Annotated in this window: 19 protein-coding genes; all 19 read left to right on the top strand. The window is 40.7% G+C overall.

What is annotated here, in order from left to right; genetic code table 11:
* The 19 genes from icd (at position 1) to nrdR (ending at position 20,170) form a co-directional block, all read left to right on the top strand.
* Positions 1 to 1,296, top strand: coding sequence for an NADP-dependent isocitrate dehydrogenase (gene icd / locus VJ09_RS07180; RefSeq protein WP_044640876.1), 1,296 nt, complete (start codon positions 1 to 3; stop codon positions 1,294 to 1,296).
* Between the two features lie 214 nt (positions 1,297 to 1,510).
* A complete protein-coding gene (gene mdh, locus VJ09_RS07175; protein WP_044640875.1) occupies positions 1,511 to 2,449 on the top strand; it encodes a malate dehydrogenase in 939 nt (312 codons plus the stop codon).
* Between the two features lie 122 nt (positions 2,450 to 2,571).
* A complete protein-coding gene (locus tag VJ09_RS07170; protein WP_044640874.1) occupies positions 2,572 to 2,985 on the top strand; it encodes a hypothetical protein in 414 nt (137 codons plus the stop codon).
* Positions 2,986 to 3,106: 121 nt separating this feature from the next.
* A complete protein-coding gene (locus VJ09_RS07165; protein WP_044640873.1) occupies positions 3,107 to 3,817 on the top strand; it encodes a response regulator transcription factor in 711 nt (236 codons plus the stop codon).
* The gene (pnpS, locus tag VJ09_RS07160; RefSeq protein WP_044640872.1) at positions 3,814 to 5,556 is read left to right on the top strand and encodes a two-component system histidine kinase PnpS; all 1,743 of its coding nucleotides are present in this window, start codon (positions 3,814 to 3,816) and stop codon (positions 5,554 to 5,556) included. The genes VJ09_RS07165 and pnpS overlap by 4 nt, the downstream gene beginning before the upstream one ends.
* A 136-nt stretch (positions 5,557 to 5,692) precedes the next feature.
* Positions 5,693 to 6,637, top strand: coding sequence for a PstS family phosphate ABC transporter substrate-binding protein (locus tag VJ09_RS07155; protein WP_044640871.1), 945 nt, complete (start codon positions 5,693 to 5,695; stop codon positions 6,635 to 6,637).
* 185 nt (positions 6,638 to 6,822) lie between these two features.
* Positions 6,823 to 7,740 (top strand): phosphate ABC transporter permease subunit PstC, encoded by a 918-nt coding sequence (gene pstC, locus VJ09_RS07150; RefSeq protein WP_044640870.1) that lies wholly within the window; start codon positions 6,823 to 6,825, stop codon positions 7,738 to 7,740.
* A complete protein-coding gene (gene pstA / locus VJ09_RS07145; RefSeq protein WP_044640869.1) occupies positions 7,740 to 8,627 on the top strand; it encodes a phosphate ABC transporter permease PstA in 888 nt (295 codons plus the stop codon). The genes pstC and pstA overlap by 1 nt, the downstream gene beginning before the upstream one ends.
* Before the next feature lie 14 nt (positions 8,628 to 8,641).
* Positions 8,642 to 9,391 (top strand): phosphate ABC transporter ATP-binding protein PstB, encoded by a 750-nt coding sequence (gene pstB, locus VJ09_RS07140; protein ID WP_044640868.1) that lies wholly within the window; start codon positions 8,642 to 8,644, stop codon positions 9,389 to 9,391.
* Positions 9,392 to 9,404: 13 nt separating this feature from the next.
* Positions 9,405 to 10,058: a phosphate signaling complex protein PhoU gene (gene phoU, locus VJ09_RS07135; RefSeq protein ID WP_044640867.1), complete on the top strand. Its 654-nt coding sequence runs from the start codon at positions 9,405 to 9,407 to the stop codon at positions 10,056 to 10,058.
* A gap of 111 nt (positions 10,059 to 10,169) precedes the next feature.
* Positions 10,170 to 11,042, top strand: coding sequence for a sulfite exporter TauE/SafE family protein (locus VJ09_RS07130; protein WP_044640866.1), 873 nt, complete (start codon positions 10,170 to 10,172; stop codon positions 11,040 to 11,042).
* A gap of 116 nt (positions 11,043 to 11,158) precedes the next feature.
* Complete coding sequence (gene polA, locus VJ09_RS07125; protein ID WP_044640865.1) at positions 11,159 to 13,816, top strand: DNA polymerase I; 2,658 nt, start codon at positions 11,159 to 11,161, stop codon at positions 13,814 to 13,816.
* Between the two features lie 73 nt (positions 13,817 to 13,889).
* Positions 13,890 to 14,726: a DNA-formamidopyrimidine glycosylase gene (gene mutM, locus VJ09_RS07120; RefSeq protein WP_044640864.1), complete on the top strand. Its 837-nt coding sequence runs from the start codon at positions 13,890 to 13,892 to the stop codon at positions 14,724 to 14,726.
* Positions 14,727 to 14,821: 95 nt separating this feature from the next.
* Positions 14,822 to 15,436 (top strand): dephospho-CoA kinase, encoded by a 615-nt coding sequence (gene coaE, locus VJ09_RS07115; RefSeq protein ID WP_044640863.1) that lies wholly within the window; start codon positions 14,822 to 14,824, stop codon positions 15,434 to 15,436.
* Positions 15,394 to 16,038, top strand: a complete 645-nt coding sequence (locus VJ09_RS07110; protein ID WP_044640862.1) for a lytic transglycosylase domain-containing protein — start codon at positions 15,394 to 15,396, stop codon at positions 16,036 to 16,038. The genes coaE and VJ09_RS07110 overlap by 43 nt, the downstream gene beginning before the upstream one ends.
* Before the next feature lie 127 nt (positions 16,039 to 16,165).
* Complete coding sequence (locus tag VJ09_RS07105) at positions 16,166 to 17,200, top strand: glyceraldehyde-3-phosphate dehydrogenase (protein WP_044640861.1); 1,035 nt, start codon at positions 16,166 to 16,168, stop codon at positions 17,198 to 17,200.
* Positions 17,201 to 17,318: 118 nt separating this feature from the next.
* Entirely contained in the window at positions 17,319 to 18,257 is a 939-nt protein-coding gene (locus VJ09_RS07100) for an ABC transporter ATP-binding protein (protein WP_044640860.1), read from the top strand.
* A complete protein-coding gene (locus tag VJ09_RS07095; protein WP_044640859.1) occupies positions 18,250 to 19,548 on the top strand; it encodes an ABC transporter permease subunit in 1,299 nt (432 codons plus the stop codon). Before VJ09_RS07100 ends, VJ09_RS07095 begins: the two co-directional genes overlap by 8 nt.
* A gap of 151 nt (positions 19,549 to 19,699) precedes the next feature.
* On the top strand, positions 19,700 to 20,170 hold the full coding sequence (gene nrdR, locus VJ09_RS07090) for a transcriptional regulator NrdR (protein WP_044640858.1): 471 nt from the start codon (positions 19,700 to 19,702) through the stop codon (positions 20,168 to 20,170).
* Positions 20,171 to 20,198 lie beyond the last annotated feature (28 nt).

The following is a 20,198-nucleotide window of genomic DNA, read 5'->3' as shown; positions in this document are numbered from 1 at the left end:
ATGGCTTCATTGGAAAAATTAGCACCACCTACATCAGGTGAGAAGATTACGTTAGATAATGGAAAATTAAACGTTCCAAATCATCCTATCATTCCATTTATTGAAGGAGATGGGATCGGTCCTGACATTTGGGCAGCTGCCAAGCGTGTGCTCGACGCAGCAGTTGAGAAAGCATATTCTGGGGAGAAAAAAATTGCTTGGTATGAAATTTTTGCTGGGGAAAAGGCAAAGGATCAATTCGGTGAATGGCTTCCAAATGATACGTTAGAAGCAGTTCGTGAATACTTTGTTGCCATCAAAGGTCCCCTCACTACTCCAGTGGGTGGTGGGATCCGTTCTTTGAACGTGGCGTTGCGTCAAGAGTTGGATCTGTACGTCTGTTTACGTCCGGTTCGCTACTTTGACGGTGTTCCTTCCCCTGTAAAACGTCCAGAAGATGTGAATATGGTTATATTCCGCGAAAACTCAGAAGATATCTATGCAGGAATTGAATGGGCTGCTGAATCTGAAGAGGCACAAAAGGTCATTGCTTTCTTCCAAGATGAGTTGGGAGTAAAGAAGATCCGTTTCCCTCAAACCTCTGGAATCGGGATCAAACCGGTCTCCAAAGAAGGAACAGAACGTTTGGTACGTGCAGCTATTGAATATGCACTCCATCATGGTCGTAAGAGTGTCACCCTAGTACATAAAGGGAACATTATGAAATTCACAGAGGGTGCATTCAAGACATGGGGATATGAGCTAGCGGAACGAGAGTATTCAGACAAAGTGTTTACATGGGCAGAATATGACCGAATCAAGGATGAACAAGGAACGCAAGCTGCCAATGAGGCACAAGCAAAAGCAGAAACAGACGGCAAAATAATCGTCAAAGATGTGATTGCAGATGCTTTCTTGCAACAAATCTTAACACGTCCGAAAGAGTACGATGTTATTGCAACTCTCAACTTGAATGGGGACTATATATCAGATGCTTTGGCTGCTCAAGTAGGAGGCATCGGGATCGCACCTGGAGCTAATATTAACTATGTTTCTGGTCATGCGATTTTTGAAGCCACTCATGGAACTGCACCAAAGTATGCTGGACAGGATAAAGTAAATCCAGGCTCTGTCATTCTATCAGGTGTTCTCATGCTAGAACATCTGGGTTGGCAAGAAGCTGCAGATTTAATCTATCAGTCGATGAGCAAAACGATTCAGGACAAAACAGTTACCTATGACTTTGCTCGTCTAATGGATGGAGCAAAAGAAGTGAAGTGCTCTGAGTTTGCTGATTGTCTAATTGAAAATCTATAGGCAGATGCTCTTGTAAGTGGTGTTAGCCTTCTTATCTCAGGGTTTGACTGCAAAATTTTTTAGAGGGCTTGGAGGTAAAGGAATCAAGGAAGACGATCTCCTGAAGAATGACATTTTCCAGGCCCTCATTTTTGTGTAAAAAACGATTATTTTGCCGACTATTTTCAAAGTGGTAAAATAATTGGAGTTACATACAACGAGGAGGACTTTTGCCATGATTCGTCGACGTAAAATCTCAGTTATTGGCGGTGGCTTTACTGGAGCAACAACCGCACTGATGGTAGCACAAAAAGAACTAGGTGATGTAGTACTTGTTGATATCCCACAAGCAGAAAACCCAACAAAGGGAAAAGCGCTTGATATGTTAGAAGCGAGTCCTGTTCAAGGATTTGATAGCAATATTGTAGGGACATCGGACTATGCCGATACCAAAGATTCGGATCTCGTCATTATAACTGCTGGAATCGCTAGAAAACCTGGGATGAGCCGTGATGACTTGGTTAACACCAATGCAAAGGTTATGCGTGCCGTTACAGAACAAGTGGTGAAGTATTCTCCAGAATCCATTATCGTTGTATTAACCAACCCTGTAGATGCAATGACTTATGAAGTTTATCGTACATCTGGATTTCCTAAACATCGTGTAATTGGACAATCTGGAGTACTAGATACAGCTCGTTTCCGCACCTTTGTAGCACAAGAGTTGGGTGTATCGGTAGAAGACATAACTGGATTTGTACTAGGTGGCCATGGAGATGACATGGTTCCATTGGTTCGTTACTCTTACGCTGGTGGAATTCCACTAGATAAATTGATCCCTCAAGATCGTTTAGATGCGATCGTGGAACGCACTCGTAAAGGTGGCGGTGAAATCGTCAGCTTGCTAGGCAATGGTAGTGCATATTATGCTCCGGCTGCAGCCCTAACCCAAATGGCGGAAGCAATTTTAAAAGATAAGAAGCGTATCCTTCCTTCTATTGCTTACTTAGAAGGTGAGTATGGATACCATGATCTATATTTAGGCGTTCCAACGATCCTTGGTGGAAACGGGATCGAGAAAGTAATTGAACTAGAACTGACAGAAGAAGAGAAATTATCTTTGGATCGTTCAGCTAGTTCTGTTCGCAAAGTGATGGAAGTCCTACCTTCTTAACACAAAAATTTCCTTTTTCAAAAAGCTGTTGGCTAGTATGCCAGCAGCTTTTTTTCGTATAATATAGATCAAAATATTAACTCTATTTTACGTTTTTAGTTTGGTTTAGGGGTGTATAAGTAGTGGAGGAGAGCTACCGAAAACGAATTGAGAAGTTAGAACTAGAAGTTAGTTGTCTCAAAGAGGCGATTTTCCTACTGACTACTGCCAAGGCAGTTAACCCGGATTTTGCTTATCATGATTGGATTATCCGAAATGGAATCTTTGATGAAAAACGAGTCTCCCTAGAATGGGTTTTGTATGTATTAGAAAGTCGTATCCGTGGCGAAAAGCCATTTCAAGAAGTACAAATGGTTCAGATCCCCAACCAATACCTCTATCGAGATCAGAAGCCTTCCCGAAAAGAGATAACGGACCTATGCTTATTAGTGTTAGAGATGGAAGATCAGAAAGTGGTCGATGAACTATTTTCTTCCCTTGAAAAGCAAGATGTGTATCGGAATCTGGTCTCTCATTATGGGAAAAAGAGAGAATAAGAATCCTGTGGAAAAGAAGTCTGTTTTAATGAGCAGGCTTTTTTCTTTTACAGATACTTATATTTCTATTAGTTGGAAACATGATATATTGAAAGAAAATGGGACTAGGAGATGAGAGTGCGTGAGTAAACGTATATTAGTCGTAGATGATGAGGCATCAATCGTGAAACTGGTCCAATTCAACTTGGAAAAAGAAGGATACCAGGTTGATGTTGCGATGGATGGAGAAACAGCACTGCAAAAGGCTAGACAGAATCCTCCCGATTTAATGGTATTGGACTTAATGCTTCCCGTTATTGATGGTCTGGAAGTCTGTAAACGAGTTCAACAAGAAAATCTTGCGATTCCCATTTTGATGCTGACAGCAAAATCAGATGAATTTGACAAAGTATTAGGATTAGAGCTTGGTGCAGATGATTATTTAACCAAACCGTTTAGCCCACGTGAGATGATCGCAAGAGTTAAGGCGGTCTTACGTCGTTTTGAGAAGGCACAAAAAGTAAAAGCAAGTGAACCAAAAGAAGTACATATGATCATCGGTGACTTAGTGATTGATCCAGAAGCATATGAGGTAACGTTGGCCCAAAATCGATTAGAGCTTACTCCAAAGGAATTCGAATTGCTAGTATACCTAGCCAATCATCGAGGGAAGGTACTTTCGCGCGATCAACTATTAAATGCAGTTTGGAACTATGATTATGTAGGAGACTCCCGAATTGTGGATGTTCATGTTAGCCATTTACGAGAGAAAATCGAAGAAGATACACGAAACCCAATCTATATCAAAACCGTGAGAGGGATTGGATATAAGTTTGAGGGACCAAGGACATGATGTCCCTTCGTACTAGAATAACTAGTAGTTTCCTTATTTTAATTGGTTTATCGGTCTTAACAACTGGTATCTTTGTCGCTTTTTTGCTACGTTCTTCCTATTTAGATTCCTTAGATCACCGTTTATATCGGGAAGCATCTCTCATTGCGGAAACCGTAAATTGGAATGAACGTGACCTACCAGCACAGGCTATTTTATATGGGCAAAAACTGGAAGCGGATTTGATCTTTTTATCAACTGATGGAAGAGTATTAGGTAGTTATGGGGAAAAAGCTGTTATCCAAAGTCAACGACATCGACAGGAAATTGCACAAGCACTAAAGGGAAAAACAGTCTCTAATATGAATGATGAAGAACTATTCACTGCTCTCCCAGTTATTCGGAATGGACAAATATTAGGTGTAATTCAATTAGACATAGAATTAGATGTAATTAGCCAATCTTTGCAGAATGTATGGATTTCTCTCGGAGGGGGGTTAATAATTGCATTTATCCTTGCCGCATTTGCTAGTTCTCGGATTGCAAGTGGAGTGACACAACCTTTAGAAGAAGTAACCAGAGTAGCAGATGATATCTCCCGCAAGCGATTCCATCGACGTGTCTATGAAGACGGCGATGATGAGATTGCCAAGTTAGGAAAAGCAATTAATCGGATGGCATATTCCTTGCAGTTTCAAGTGGAGACCATACGTCGAAGCGAACGAAGACTGAAGAGTGTTATCGAGACGATGGAGAGCGGTTTGATCTTGATTAACACAAGAGGACGAGTCAGCTTAGTAAATAAAGCTTTTGAGCGGTTATTTGGTGTTCCTTCTACCGATATTGTAGGACTGAAGATAGAAGAGATTTCCTATCCTACCGGACTTGGAGAGATGCTACAACGATGTTCTAGTGAGAAGGTACGCTTCCAAGAGAAGCTACATTTGTATTATCCAGAAGAACGAGTTCTAGATGCTCACTTTGCCCCAATGTGGGTAGAAGCGGATGGGGTTGGAGTAGTAGTAGTTTTTCACGATTTAACCGCCATTCGACGTTTAGAGGAGATGAGACGAGATTTTGTTGCAAATGTCTCCCATGAAGTAAAAACACCCATCACCTCTATTCGGGGATTTGCAGAGACATTGTTAGATGGCGCACATCAGGACCCAGCTACTTGTCGTGAGTTCTTACAAATCATCCATGATGAGAGTATTCGTCTTCAAGCACTCGTATCTGATATTTTGGATTTATCTCAGATTGAATCCAAACGATTACCGATGAAATTCGAGATGAGTAATCCATCACAAATCATCTTGTCCGTTTTACGAACTCTAGAAGAGCGACTTCAGCAGAAAGATCAGCAAGTTCATGTAGAACTACCTTCTTTTTTGGCAACAATCGATCCAGATCGTTATCGACAGATCGTCTTAAACTTAGTAAGTAATGCAATGACTTACACTCCAGCAGGGGGAGAGGTAAAAGTCAAATTAGGTAAAGAAGAAAAACGTTTCTTTTTACAAATTAGCGACACTGGAATTGGAATTCCAGAATCGGACCTTCCTCGAATATTTGAGCGGTTTTATCGCGTGGATAAGGCAAGATCCCGTAACTCTGGGGGGACTGGGTTAGGCCTAGCCATTGTGAAACACCTGGTAGAGGAGCATCATGGAGAGATTGATGTAAAAAGTAAGGTGGGAGAGGGAACAACCTTTACGATTTGGTTCCCATTAGAACAAGAGAACGAGAAACCTTTTGGATAACACAAAGGGTTTCTTTTTTTAATGAATATTTTTTTACAAATGATTTACATTGTATTGAACTTGCCCTAACACTTCATACTTAAGATAAGAATAGTACAAAGCAATCATACCTAATTGATGAGGAGACAGGGATCTTATGTTGAAGAAAGGGCTTTTACTAGGTGGTATCATGACCATCGCATTTGGAGCATTAGTAGGTTGCGGTGGGGGGAATAATGCAACTGACTCCCAAAATGGAGGAAGCAAGCTTTCTGGTACGGTAAAAATCGACGGTTCTTCAACCGTTTTTCCGATTAGCCAAGCTATCGCAGAAGAATTTATGAAAGAAAACCCTGGAGTAAACGTTACAGTGTCAGAGTCAGGAACCGGTGGTGGCTTTAAAAAATGGGCTAACGGGGAGACCGACATTAACGATGCTTCTCGCAAAATTAAGGATGAAGAAAAAACAAATGCGGCTAGCAAACAAATTAACCCAGTGGAATTGCCTGTGGCATTTGATGGAATCTCCATTGTTGTCAACAAGCAAAACACTTGGATTCAAGATATAACGTTAGAAGAATTGAAGAAAATTTGGGAACCAAACAGCTCTGTAAAGCTATGGAGTGATGTGCGTCCTGAATGGCCAAAAGAGCCAATTAAACTTTATGGTCCGGGAAATGCTTCTGGTACATTTGACTACTTTACAGAAGAGGTAGTTGGCGAAGCGAAAAAATCTCGTACGGATTACACTGCAAGTGAAGATGACAATCAGCTTGTAAAAGGGGTAGCAGGAGATAAGAATTCGCTCGGTTACTTCGGTTACGCTTACTATATCGAGAACAAAGATCAACTGAAAGTGGTTAAAGTGGCGAAAGAAAAAGGAACAGGTGCAATCGAGCCTTCCGAACAAACAATCAATGACCAAAGTTATCCTCTTTCCCGTCCAATCTTTATCTATGCAAGTAGCAAAGCATTAGAGCGTCCAGAGGTAAAAGCATTTGTGAAATATTACCTCGAAAATGCAAAAGAAATCGCAAAATCGGTTGGATACATTGCTTTGCCAGATGCTGAGTATACAAAAGGATTGGAACTAGTGAAGTAACAGATCAGAGTTCATTTGATCACTCGGCGAAGGGTGCCTTCCCAATGGGGAGAGGTGCCTTTTGCGTTGTTTATTGAGTTTTGACGGACAGTTAAGAACCTGATTAGGTCAATCAATATTCAGTAGTGGATGAAAGAAAACTCCCGCTGAATGAAGTTTCGTTTCAAAGAAGGGAGGAGTTTCGGTTGGAACAAAACAAGATATTTAGCCGTAATACTCACAACAGACAATGGAAAGAGAAGATTATTCCTGTTCTTTTGTTTCTATGTGCCATTATCTCCGTTGTAACTACGCTCGGAATAGTAATAACTCTGATCAAGGAAACACTGGCTTTTTTTGAAGAGGTACCAATTAAAGAGTTTTTCATGGCGGATCAATGGACAGCATTATTTTCTGGAGAGCAACAGAAATTTGGTATTCGCCCGTTAATTTCCGGTACGTTATTAGTGACAGTAGGGGCAGCAGTAGTAGCTATACCAATTGGTCTGGCTTCTGCCATCTATCTTAGTGAGTATGCTTCTGATCGAGTACGAAAAGTGGTAAAACCAATTTTGGAAGTTTTAGCAGGTATTCCAACGATTGTTTATGGTTTTTTTGCGATCACCTTTATCACACCGCTTTTACAAAAGATATTTCCTGATATCAGCTTTTTTAATGCATTATCTGCAAGTATCGCAGTTGGTATTATGATTATCCCGATGATTGCTTCATTAAGTGAAGATGCCATGAGTGCAGTACCTAATAGCATACGAGAAGCAGCATATGGACTCGGCTCCACACGTTTAGAAGTTACGTGGAAAGTGGTAGTTCCAGCTGCGATTTCCGGAATTATTTCTTCGTTTGTATTGGCGCTTTCTCGTGCTATTGGAGAGACGATGATCGTAACGATTGCCGCTGGAGCAACTCCTAACTTAACACTGAATCCATTGGAATCTATTCAGACGATGACTGCTTATATTGTACAAGCTGCTTTTGGAGATATTAGTTATGACAGTATTGAATACAGATCCATCTATGCAGTAGGATTTACACTCTTCTTATTCACACTTGTGATGAATCTTATTGCGCAATATATTGCTAGAAAATATCGGGAGGAGTATTAATGAAGCAGCAAAATTCGATGCTACAACGAGACAAAAATGTTTCATCACGAAAGCTCCTAAACGGTATAGGAAAGATTTGCTTTGTAATCGCAACGTTTTTTGGAGTAGCAGTTTTGGCTGTACTCTTAACTGATATTGTGAAACAAGGAACTCCTTGGTTAACCGCAGACTTCTTTCAAAACTTTGCCTCACGTCTCCCAGAGAGAGCCGGGATCAAAGCTGCATTTTATGGTTCTATCTGGATGATTTTAATTACAGCCCCACTTACTTTTCTAATCGGAGTAGCTTCTGCTATTTTCCTTGAGGAATATGGTGGGAATAGCCCTTTTATGAAGAGAATTAATCGTTTTATACAATTAAACATTAGCAATTTAGCAGGAGTCCCTTCTATTGTCTTTGGGATTTTGGGACTTACTCTCTTTGTAAGAGGACTTGATTTAGGAAAAAGTGTTTTGGCTGGATCGCTTACCATGACGCTACTCGTTCTCCCTATTGTTATTGTTTCATCACGAGAAGCCATCTCTAGTGTTCCACAAGCTCTTCGCCATGCATCAATGGCAATGGGTGCTACTCGTTGGCAAACGATCCGTAATATCGTTCTACCATATGCAATGCCAGGTATTTTAACAGGAACGATCTTGGCTATTTCCCGGGCAATAGGTGAGACTGCTCCTCTTATTATGATTGGAGCGGTAACCTTTATTGCATTTACCCCTGGAAGTATCTTGGATGAATTTACAGTAATGCCAATCCAAATCTATAGCTGGTTAGCACAACCAAAAGAGGAATTCGCCCAATTAGCAGCTGCCGGTATGATGGTGCTTCTGGCTCTGCTCTTAACCTTAAATGGGATCGCAGTTTATCTACGTAATAAATTCCAACGATAGGAGGAGCAAAACAGATGACGATTTCGGTTCAGAATCTAAACCTTTACTATGGAGAAAAACATGCTCTAAAAGATATTTCAATGGAGATAGAAGAAGGCAGTGTAACTGCCTTGATCGGGCCATCTGGCTGTGGAAAATCAACCTTTTTAAGAACGATTAATCGGATGAATGATATGATATCAAACGTAAGAATAACCGGTTCTATTCAAATACAAAATCAAGAGATCTATGATAAATCAGTTGATGTAGAAATGTTACGTAAGCATGTAGGGATGGTCTTTCAAGCACCTAATCCATTCCCAAAAAGCATTTATGATAACGTAGCATATGGACCACGAATTCATGGTGAAAAAAATCGCGCTAAATTAGATGAAATGGTGGAAAAAAGTTTACGTGGTGCTGCACTTTGGGATGAAGTAAAAGATCGATTAAAAGATAAGGCAACCGGCTTATCAGGAGGTCAGCAACAACGTCTTTGTATTGCTCGTGCCTTGGCTGTTGAGCCAGAGGTATTGTTGATGGATGAGCCTACTTCGGCGTTAGATCCTATTTCTACTGCGAAAATAGAAGAATTAGTACAAGAACTGAAAGAAAAATATACTATTGTAATTGTGACTCACAACATGCAACAAGCAGCACGAATCTCAGACAAGACCGCTTTTTTCCTAAGTGGAGATCTGATTGAATACAACTCCACAGAGATGCTCTTTTCCAATCCAAAACAAAAAGAGACCGAAGACTACATTACGGGTCGTTTCGGTTAAGGAGGAAATCGAGATGGTACGTCCATTTGATACATCTCTTCAAGAGATTAAGCGGTTGCTGTTGCAGATGGCAAGAATGGTTGAAATTTCCATTCATCAAGGGGTTCAATCACTCCAAACAGGAAATGTCGATCTCGCTAAAAAAGTGATTCAAGAAGATATTCAAATTAATGAAATGGAAGATTTGATTGATGATAAAGTAATGATTTTGATTGCAACACAGCAACCAGTAGCCAGAGATCTGCGTTTGTTAATTGCTGCGATAAGGTTGGCTAATGACTTAGAGCGTATGGCTGATTTGGCAGAAGATATTGCAGAGATCACACTGGAGTTGCACGAAAATAACTTAGTAATTCAGCCACAAATTCCAGAGATTGATAAAATGGCTGAGCAAACACAAGCGATGGTACATGATGGAATTAATAGTTATGTGGATGGAAATATTATGTTAGCAAAATCGCTTGCTGTTGCGGATGACAAAGTGGATGATCTATATGAAAAAGTGTTCCGAGAAATGATGCAACGTATGAAAGACGATAATCAAAAAGAAGTAGCACTGAAGATTTGCTTCGTAGCACGTTTCTTGGAACGTATTGCAGATCATACGGTAAACTTAGGAGAGAGTGTTGTGTTTATCGAAACGGGTAAACAGCGCGACCTAAATTAGAAGTTTGTCAAGTTAGACACGAACCCAATATGGGATAAATGCATATGATGAGCCAGAATATCAAGTTATCGACCATCTTAATCAATTTCTCACAATGAAGGGGGATTATAGATGGAACGTCTTGTCATTCTGGCTCTTATTGGTTTTTTCGCTCAGTTAGTGGATGGATCACTTGGAATGGCATATGGTCTTACGTCTACCTCTCTCCTTTTACTTTTTGGAATCGCTCCTTCTATTGCTTCTGCGTCTGTTCATTTAGCAGAAGTGGTCACTACTGCTGCTTCGGGAATCTCCCATTGGAAGTTCGGGAATGTAGATCGCAATGTTGTGTTACGACTGATTGTACCTGGTTCCCTTGGAGCATTTGTAGGTGCTTGTTTTTTAAGTTCGTTGCCTGGCCATCTGGTAAAACCTTATGTATCTGGCTTTTTATTTTTACTTGGGTTATATGTCCTTTTACGTTTTGTGCGTTTTCCGGTGAATACAAATACCTCTGTAGCACCAGAAAAGCGGTCTACCAATTGGACAGATACCCCACTTGGTCTAGTTGCTGGTTTTTTAGATGCGACCGGTGGTGGAGGTTGGGGTCCCCTTACCACTCCTGTTTTATTAGCTCGAAAGGATTTGGAGCCTCGAAAAGTGATCGGATCGGTAGATACAAGTGAATTTGCAATTGCTGTTTCTGCTTCTCTCGGTTTTTTACTCACATTAGGGTGGCAAAAAGTTGACTGGACATGGGTTTTTCTATTGATGGGTGGGGGTGTGCTTGCTGCCCCGCTTGCAGCATGGATCGTACGAAAAGTACCGCCAGAATTTTTGGGTGTCAGTGTAGGTGGGATGATTCTAGTTACCAATGCCAAGATACTCTTATCTGTACTAAAAGCTTCAGATCATATTATTTGGATTGTATATGGACTACTTGGAGTAAGTTGGCTGTTCGCAATCGGGATCGCTTGGCGTAATTTTAGACGAAGTAAAAGTTGATCAAAACCTCCTTAATAAAATAGGAGGTTTTTCCAATGGTTAAGAGAGGATGTTAGAAAATGCGGATAGAATGATACAATAAGAGGATATTGAATCTGTAGGATAGTGAGGGGCTTATGAGCAAACTACTTTTAATCGATGGAAACAGTATCGCCTTTCGGGCGTTTTTTGCATTACCACTCCTTTCAAATTCGAGCGGGATCCATACCAACGCAGTATATGGATTTACCATGATGCTCCTAAAAGTGTTAGAAGATCAAAAACCAACCCATGCTCTTGTAGCGTTTGATGCTGGGAAGGTAACATTTCGTCATGATGATTTCTCTGAATACAAAGGGAAACGGGAACGTACTCCAAGTGAATTATCTGAGCAATTTCCTTATATACGCGAAGTGTTAGATGCATTTGGAATCCAGCATACACAAAAAGAAAATTACGAGGCCGATGATATTATCGGGACGTTAGCCAAACAAGCGGCAAAAGAAGGTATAGAAACAGAGATTATCAGCGGTGACAAAGATTTATTGCAGTTGGTAAATAAAACAGTACACGTATTACTCACACGTAAAGGAATCACGGAGATGGATCATTATGATCTAGCTAAATTGCAAGAGGTTTATGGTCTAACTCCAGAGCAAATTCCGGATTTAAAAGGGTTTATGGGCGATACTTCTGATAATATCCCTGGCATACCAGGCGTTGGAGAAAAGACAGCATTGAAACTACTTCATCAGTTTGGAACGATGGAGGAGACGTTGAAACGCAAAGATGAGATATCAGGGAAAAAACTAAAAGAGAAGGTAGCTGAGTACGAAGAGCAGGCAAAGTTAAGCAAAAAATTAGCTACGATCTTTACAGAGGTTCCGATTTCATCTGACTTGGAAGAATTAGAGATCGGAGATCTACCCTATGAACGGATTATAGAGCTATTCCGCAAATTTGAATTTAAGACGTTGGTAGATCGGGTTCAAAAATTAGCGACAGCTAAAGGAGATTCTGTGATCACTAAGACGAAAGAACAAGAGATTGCGGTAACGGTGATCACGGAATCAAATAGTACATTACTAGATGAACTATTGGCGAAACCTCTATTGGGAATGGAGATCGAGTCGACGAAAGAAAATCCACATCTGGCAGATATAATTGGACTAGCCCTCTCTGATGGAGAAGAAGGTTACTTCCTTGATTGGGAATTCGCCAAAGAGAATCCAACATTTCGTAATTGGCTTGCTTCGGATACACATGAAAAGGTTGTTTTTGATATCAAGCGAAATGCAGTGCTTATAGAACGTGCAGGTTTTAAAGTTCAGGGTTTGCCGTTTGACACCCTTTTGGGCGCTTATTTACTGAATCCATCTGAAACACAGCTAGAGCTATCAGATCTGGTAACCCGCTACCTTGATGGTGGTCTTTCCTCTGATGAAGAAGTTTATGGGAAAGGTGCGAAACGGAAAGCACTATCAGCAGAACGATTGGCGGAGCATCTGAGCAAAAAAGCGTACTTCCAGATGAAACTGCGAGAAAAACTGCAAGAGGAATTGATAAAATATGATCTATCGAATCTCTTAACCGATTTGGAGATTCCTCTCACTTGGGTACTAGCTAAGATGGAGCTGTTGGGAGTAAAGGTTGATAGAGAACGTTTAGAAGAAATGGGTGTAGAGTTAGACCAAGGACTTCGTCAACTTACTAAGGAGATCTATAAACTCGCAGGAACAGAGTTTAATATTAATTCGCCCAAACAGTTGGGGCAGATTTTATTTGATAAACTCAACTTGCCAGTCATCAAAAAGACCAAAACAGGATATTCCACTAGTGCAGATGTGTTAGAAAAATTGGCACCTCAACATGAAATTGTCGAACAGATCCTCGTCTATCGCCAAATTGGGAAATTATATAGTACCTATGTAGAGGGGCTAAAAAAAGAGATTGCGGATGATGGCAAAATTCACACGCGATTTAATCAGACGATTGCTGCTACGGGGCGTCTGAGCAGTACGGAACCGAATCTACAAAACATTCCTATTCGCTTAGAAGAAGGTCGCAAAATTCGTCAGATCTTTACTCCATCCAATCCGGACTGGAAGATGTTAGCGGCGGATTATTCCCAAGTAGAGTTACGGGTACTGGCTCACATTTCTGGCGATGGAATTTTGCAAGAAGCATTTCGGAAAGAACAGGACATTCACACTCGCACAGCAATGGATGTCTTTGGTGTACCAGAGGAAGAAGTTACCTCTTTGATGAGACGTCAAGCAAAAGCTGTTAACTTTGGAATTGTCTATGGGATCAGTGCGTTTGGCCTATCTCAAAACTTAAATATAACCAATAAAGAGGCTAAAGATTTCATTGATCGATATTTTGCTACCTTTCCAGGAGTAAAGAAATATATGGAATCAATTGTAGATCAAGCACGCCAAGATGGGTATGTGACTACTTTACTAAATCGAAGAAGATACTTGCCAGATGTTCATTCATCTGATTTTAACCGCCGTAGTTTTGCTGAACGAACTGCGATGAATACTCCGATTCAAGGTAGTGCTGCTGACATTATCAAATATGCGATGGTACAAATCGACCTGGAGATGTCCAAGCGAAATCTGCAAAGCCGTATGTTATTGCAGGTTCATGATGAATTGATATTCGAAGTTCCTCCTGATGAGTTACCAGAAATGAAACAGCTTGTGAGGGAGCAGATGGAACAATCACTTGAGCTACGAGTCCCTCTAAAAGTAGACATTAATGTAGGGGACACTTGGTACGAAGCCAAATAAGGATGATTTGTAAAATAAGCAGGGGGACCCGCAAGACTAGGTTCCCCTTTGTTGAGAAGAAAGAAGGGATACGATGCCAGAATTACCTGAGGTGGAGACAGTTCGTCGCACCCTAGAAAAATTAGTGGTTGGGAAAACAATTCAGCGAGTTACCGTCTCGTTACCTCGCATTATTCAAAAAACCGATACTCCATCTGAATTCGCAGAAAAATTAGCCGGCAAGACGATTACGTCTGTAGGACGTCGAGGTAAATTTTTAAAAATCAATGTGCCACCTTATGTGATTGTTTCTCATCTGCGGATGGAAGGGAAATATCGGGTCACCCCAAAAGAGGAGGTTGTGCCCAAGCACACACATGTAATATTTCATTTTACTGATGGAACAGAGCTTCGTTATCAAGATGTTCGCCAATTTGGAACGATGCAATTGTTTAAAAGTGGGGAAGAAGACAAACATCCTCCGCTTAAAAAATTAGGTCCGGAGCCACTAACCGATGATTTCACAATTGATTGGTTGACAAAAGGTTTGCAAAAACGAAAGACGAAAATCAAGCCGCTCCTCTTAAATCAAGAATTTCTAGTTGGATTAGGGAATATTTATGTAGACGAGTCCCTGTTTCAAGCCAAAATCCATCCAGAACGTACGGTGGACACGCTAACGGCGAAAGAGATTCAATCCCTGCACCAAAGCATTCGCACTACTTTACAAAAAGCAGTCCAAGCAGGCGGTGCCTCTGTTCGGTCCTATCGCAATGGAGAGGGGGACATGGGCTATTTTCAGCTTCAAATTCAAGTGTATGGTCGCAAAGAGGAACCATGTGTAGTCTGTGGAACTCCGATTAGTCGCATTGTGGTAGGAGGACGTGGAACTCACTTTTGTGGAAAATGTCAGGTACTAAACAAAAACTAACTCAAACAAAGATTTGGACACGTTACAAAGTAGTTCCTCCAATAGGAAGGACAGCCCTAGAACGATAGGATTTTGTAGCAGTAGGAGGATCTCATATGAGCTTGGTAGTCGGTTTGACTGGTGGGATTGCATCTGGCAAAAGTACTGTTAGCAAGATGTTCGCTAAGCGTGGAGCCAAGATTGTGGATGCAGATGAGATTGCGCGTAATGTGGTAGAACCAGGTACACCAGGATTGGAAAAAATTGTAGAGACATTTGGTTCTCATCTTCTAGATGGAACACATCTAAATCGAGAGGCATTAGGGGCGATTGTATTTTCGGATGAAAATGCGCGGAAACGTTTGAATGCGATTATCCACCCTCTGGTTCGTCAAGAGATGCATCGTCAGACAGATTTATATCGCAAGCATCAAGAAGCTGTTGTGATCTGGGATGTACCGCTTCTCTATGAGAGTCAATTGACCGAATTTGTGAAAAAAGTTATTGTTGTATATGTACCAAAAGAGGTCCAATTGGAACGACTTCAAAAGCGAAACCAATTGACAGAAACAGAGGCTTTACAAAGGATTCAGGCCCAAATGTCGATAGAAGAAAAAAGACAAATAGCAGATTATGTGATCGATAACCAAGGATCTCTATCAAGTACAGAAAGTCAGGTTGATCGATTATGGAACTATCTAAAGTCAAATTCTGGCTTCGGCCACTTGTAAAAGCATTGCCACCTAAACGGTGGATTTTGATCTCACTTGTTGTGATTATCGTCGCCTCTTTTTTGATCGTGCCACTGGTTAAAAAATGGATGTACCCATTGCGCTATGAGGAGATCATCTTGGAAGAGTCTGCAGCTACTGGTGCGGATCCGTATCTTGTAATGGCGATTATTCGAGCAGAGACCAAATTTGACCCGAATGGACAATCCCGTGTAAACGCCAAAGGGCTAATGCAAATTATGCCAGATACAGCAAAGGATATTGTAAAGAGAGGCAATTTCTCTCTCTCTCTGATTAATGAACTAGATGATGTTCGTATCAACATACGTATGGGTAGTTGGTATCTGGTAGATTTATCCAAGCAGTTTCAAACGGATAAGATTGCAATCATTGCTGCTGCATATAACTCTGGACCAGGTACGATTAAAAAGGCTATAGAGAGTGGAAAATGGGATGGAGATCCAAACAACACAGAGGGGTTGTATGGAGAGACTCGTCACTACGTTCAAAAAGTTACCTTTTACTATGATAACTATAAAGAACTTTATGGGAAGCAGGTAGAAGAATACTACCGAAAGCATCCGAAAAAGGAAATAAAGTAACCTAAACCTTGTTCTTATTATAAAAGAGCAAGGTTTTTTTTGTTATCTGTTGTCAATGTGACATACTTAATATAATATGTAGTTGAAATGGTATGTAATATAATTAATTAAAAGGGGCTATTATGATATGAAATTACGGGTTGCGATAAATGGTTTTGGTCGAATTGGACGAATGGTTTTCCGACAATCAATCTTGGATCCATCTATGGAAGTTGTAGCGATCAATGCTAGTTATCCAGCAGAGACTTTGGCACATCTCATTAAATACGATACTGTTCAAGGTTTTTTCGATGAAGAAGTGATTCCTACACCAGAAGGTATTCAAGTAAACGGCCATATGGTACAACTATTGTCCAACCGTAATCCGGCAGAACTTCCTTGGAATGAGTTAGCGATTGATGTAGTAATTGAGGCAACAGGTAAATTCTGCGATCGCCAAGGAGCAGGTCTTCATTTACAAGCTGGCGCCAAGAAGGTTGTCATCACCGCACCAGGCAAAGAGGAAGATATTACGATTGTAATGGGAGTCAATGAACACCTTTATCAACACGAGCAACATCACATTATTTCGAACGCTTCTTGTACAACGAATTGCCTCGCACCAGTAGCAAAAGTATTACATGATCGCTTTGGCATTGAACATGGACTGATGACAACAGTTCATTCCTATACAAATGATCAACAAAATCTGGATAACCCACATAAAGATCTCCGCCGTGCTCGAGCTTGTGCGCAGTCGATTATCCCAACCAAAACAGGGGCAGCCAAGGCACTGGGTCTCGTTTTACCAGAGTTAAAAGGGAAACTAAATGGTTTTGCACTTCGAGTACCTACACCGAATGTATCGGTCGTAGATTTGGTCGTAGACCTAAAGCAAGAAGTAACAGCAGAACAAGTGAATCAAGCGTTCCAAGAGGCGGCAGAGGGTGACATGAAAGGATACCTACAGTATTGTAAACTACCTCTAGTCTCCACTGATTTTGTAGGTAATCCATACTCTTCCATAGTGGATGCGCTTTCTACGATGGTAGTAGGGGAACGACAAGTAAAAGTTCTTGCTTGGTATGATAACGAGTGGGGCTATTCTGCTCGTGTTGTGGATCTAGTTAAACTAGTAGGTAGACGGATCGAGAAAAAAGAATTGGTAGAGACCACTGCCTAATTGCGGATATACTGAAATTAGACCTCATTCTATAATAGAGTGAGGTTTTTATTTTGAGATCGAAAAAGGAAATGTTGTGATATACTGTAAATTGTTTGAAAATTTTGAGGAGGCACCTATGGAAACCATATTGAAGTTGCGAAATGTATCCAAAGTAATTGGAAAAAAGAGAATTATCCATGGGATCAGTATGAATGTAAAACCTGGTGAAATATATGGTTTTTTAGGACCAAATGGAGCGGGAAAGACTACTACGATTCGAATGTTGGTAGGTCTCATTAAACCTACTTCGGGCACGGTGGAAGTTTGTGGTCACGATATCCAAAAAGAGAGGGAAAAAGCTTTAGAACATGTTGGTTGTATTGTGGAAAATCCCGAACTTTATTCCTATATGTCTGGTTGGAAAAATCTCGTTCATTTTGGATTGCTAAGCAAAATACCCAATTTAGAATACCGAATCCAAGAAGTGACCGAGTTAGTGAAACTAACTGATCGAATCCATGACAAAGTCAAAACATACTCACTTGGCATGAGGCAACGGCTTGGAGTAGCTCAAGCCATTCTTTCAAACCCAAAACTATTAATATTAGATGAACCAACCAATGGATTAGATCCAGCTGGAATGCGAGAATTTCGAAATCTGATTCGTCAATTGGCAGATCAAGGAATGGCTGTTTTTGTTTCCAGCCATATCTTGGCAGAAATAGAACAAGTAGCGGATCGTATTGCGATTATCCAGAACGGAATTATTGTTGCGGAACAGTCAATGGATAAGCTGTTGGAGCAGCAAGAAGAAACGATTGAATTAGTATGTGAGCCAGTTCAAGAAGTGGTAGCTTTTTTACGAAAACAAAAGCTTTGGTTCCAAAATTCAGAAATAGGCGCTTTTTTAGTGAAAGTACCAATGGGGAAAATACCAGATCTGATTCGAGAATTGGTAATGCGTGGGATTCAGATCACGGAAGTAATACGAAAAAAGCAAAGCCTAGAAGAAGAGTTTCTCAAGCTGACAGGGGAGAAATCAATGACCATGAAAGGAAAGAAAGAATATGCGTGATCTTGGAATGGTATTTCGTGTCGAGTGGATGAAACTTTTAGCCCGAAAACGGATTTGGGTGACGGTTGGACTTGCCTTGGTATTTGCAGCTGGATTGATTTTGATAACCGGTGCAGGATCTGACATTTCGATTCATGATGATAAGAAAATATTAGAAGATATGAAATTACAGGTTACGCAGATCGAACAACAACTAGCTAAAACGACAGATCCTACTGAACGTAGTTCTTTGGAATCAGAGATGAAGAATATGAATGAATCGATTATCATGATGGACAAACAGTTAAAAGACTCCCAGGATATGCAGACAGGAGATTGGAGAAGAGTTATTACAGAACGACTAAATGAAGCAAAAAACATTCCGGAAGAGCTTCGAGAAGATATGCAAGGTCAACCTTCTATTATTCAAAAAAGAGAAGAGGCGTTGAGAGAACAAGAAGTTCTGAAGATGCAGTATTTGTTAGATCAGGATCAACGCCCATTGGATCCTATGTATGCATGGTCGTCCTCCTACGTTATGCTTAGCGAGATCAGCCCTCTGATTGTTCTTGCAGTTTTACCGCTTTTGGTAGTGTTATTAGTCGCCGATTTTATATCTGGTGAGACGACATCTGGAACTATCAAGTTACTTCTTGTTCGCCCAATTTCACGGTGGAAGATTTTTATTGGAAAGTGGTTGGTTAGTTTCGTTGCTACGCTTTTGTTGAGTATAGGTTTTATCGTTACTACCATTTTGGGAGTATTGGCTGTAAATGGAACAGCAGGAGCCAATGAGCCAACATTTGTAAATGTACCTCAAACCTATGAAACAATCCCTGCTAATGAACTAAAAAACATCCCACGAGAAGAACGACAAGGTGATCAGATTTTGATCCCAGATTATACGAAGGCGGATATTATCCCAATGTCTGAGTATGTTTGGACGACCTATGGGCTATCATGCCTTACGATGCTAGTGGTAGCGAGCTTTACCATGCTATGCTCTTCCTTCTTTAAAAGTTCTATGGTTAGTACTGCGGTAGCGTTAGTAGTAAATATATTTAGTTTTGTCGTTATTTTCATCTTTGCAAATCCGATGTTTGGTCAAGCTGTAGGAACGGGTAACAAGTATTTTGCTTGGCTTTATTCCTATCATTTAAATATCGGGAAATATTGGAGTCACTATATTACCAATGGAACTGTTTTCGAACTGTCTTTTTTCACAGGTTCGCTCATTTTAGTATTCTGGTTGGTAGGATCCCTTCTCTTGGGAGGCTATTATTTCCATCGTAAAGATATATTGAATGCTTAGCTCCATAAAATACAGATTTGCTGAGCATGTAAAAGAAGATGGCTTCCTATATGGGAGCCTACTCAAAATTTACCGACAAAACCGTTAGTTGTCATCGTAGTTTAAGCTCGATACAATAGGAGGAAAGTTACTAGGATAGGAGAACTTTGTCATGAAATGTCCGTATTGCGGCTACATAGGTAGTAAAGTTCTCGACTCTCGTCCAGTACATGATGGCAAAGCAATACGTCGTCGTCGGGAATGCGAAGAGTGTGAGCAACGATTTACCACGTTTGAGATGCTAGAATTAAAGCCTCTCATTGTAGTAAAAAAGGACGGAAGCCGCGAAGAGTTTAATCGTGATAAATTACTACGAGGGCTTATTCGAGCATGTGAAAAACGCCCAGTACCCTTGGAAAAGTTAGAGCGATTGGTGTCTGAGATCGAGCGGAATTTAAGAGAAGGTTCTCGGGCTGAAATCCCATCTCAAGAAGTAGGAGAGATGGTAATGGATCGGCTGGTCTCTTTAGATGAAGTAGCATATGTTCGTTTTGCCTCCGTTTACCGTCAATTTAAAGATTTAAATGTGTTTGTCACAGAGTTAAAAGATTTGTTGCATCGATCAGGAAAAGAGTTAAAATAGAGATTCTGTATTTGGTTTTATGGGGAGA

This window comes from Risungbinella massiliensis (genome assembly GCF_000942395.1).
GTDB classification, from domain to species: domain Bacteria; phylum Bacillota; class Bacilli; order Thermoactinomycetales; family Thermoactinomycetaceae; genus Risungbinella; species Risungbinella massiliensis.
The sequence above is the reverse complement of the archived record's forward strand: the minus strand, read 5'-3'. Positions and strand labels throughout refer to the sequence as shown.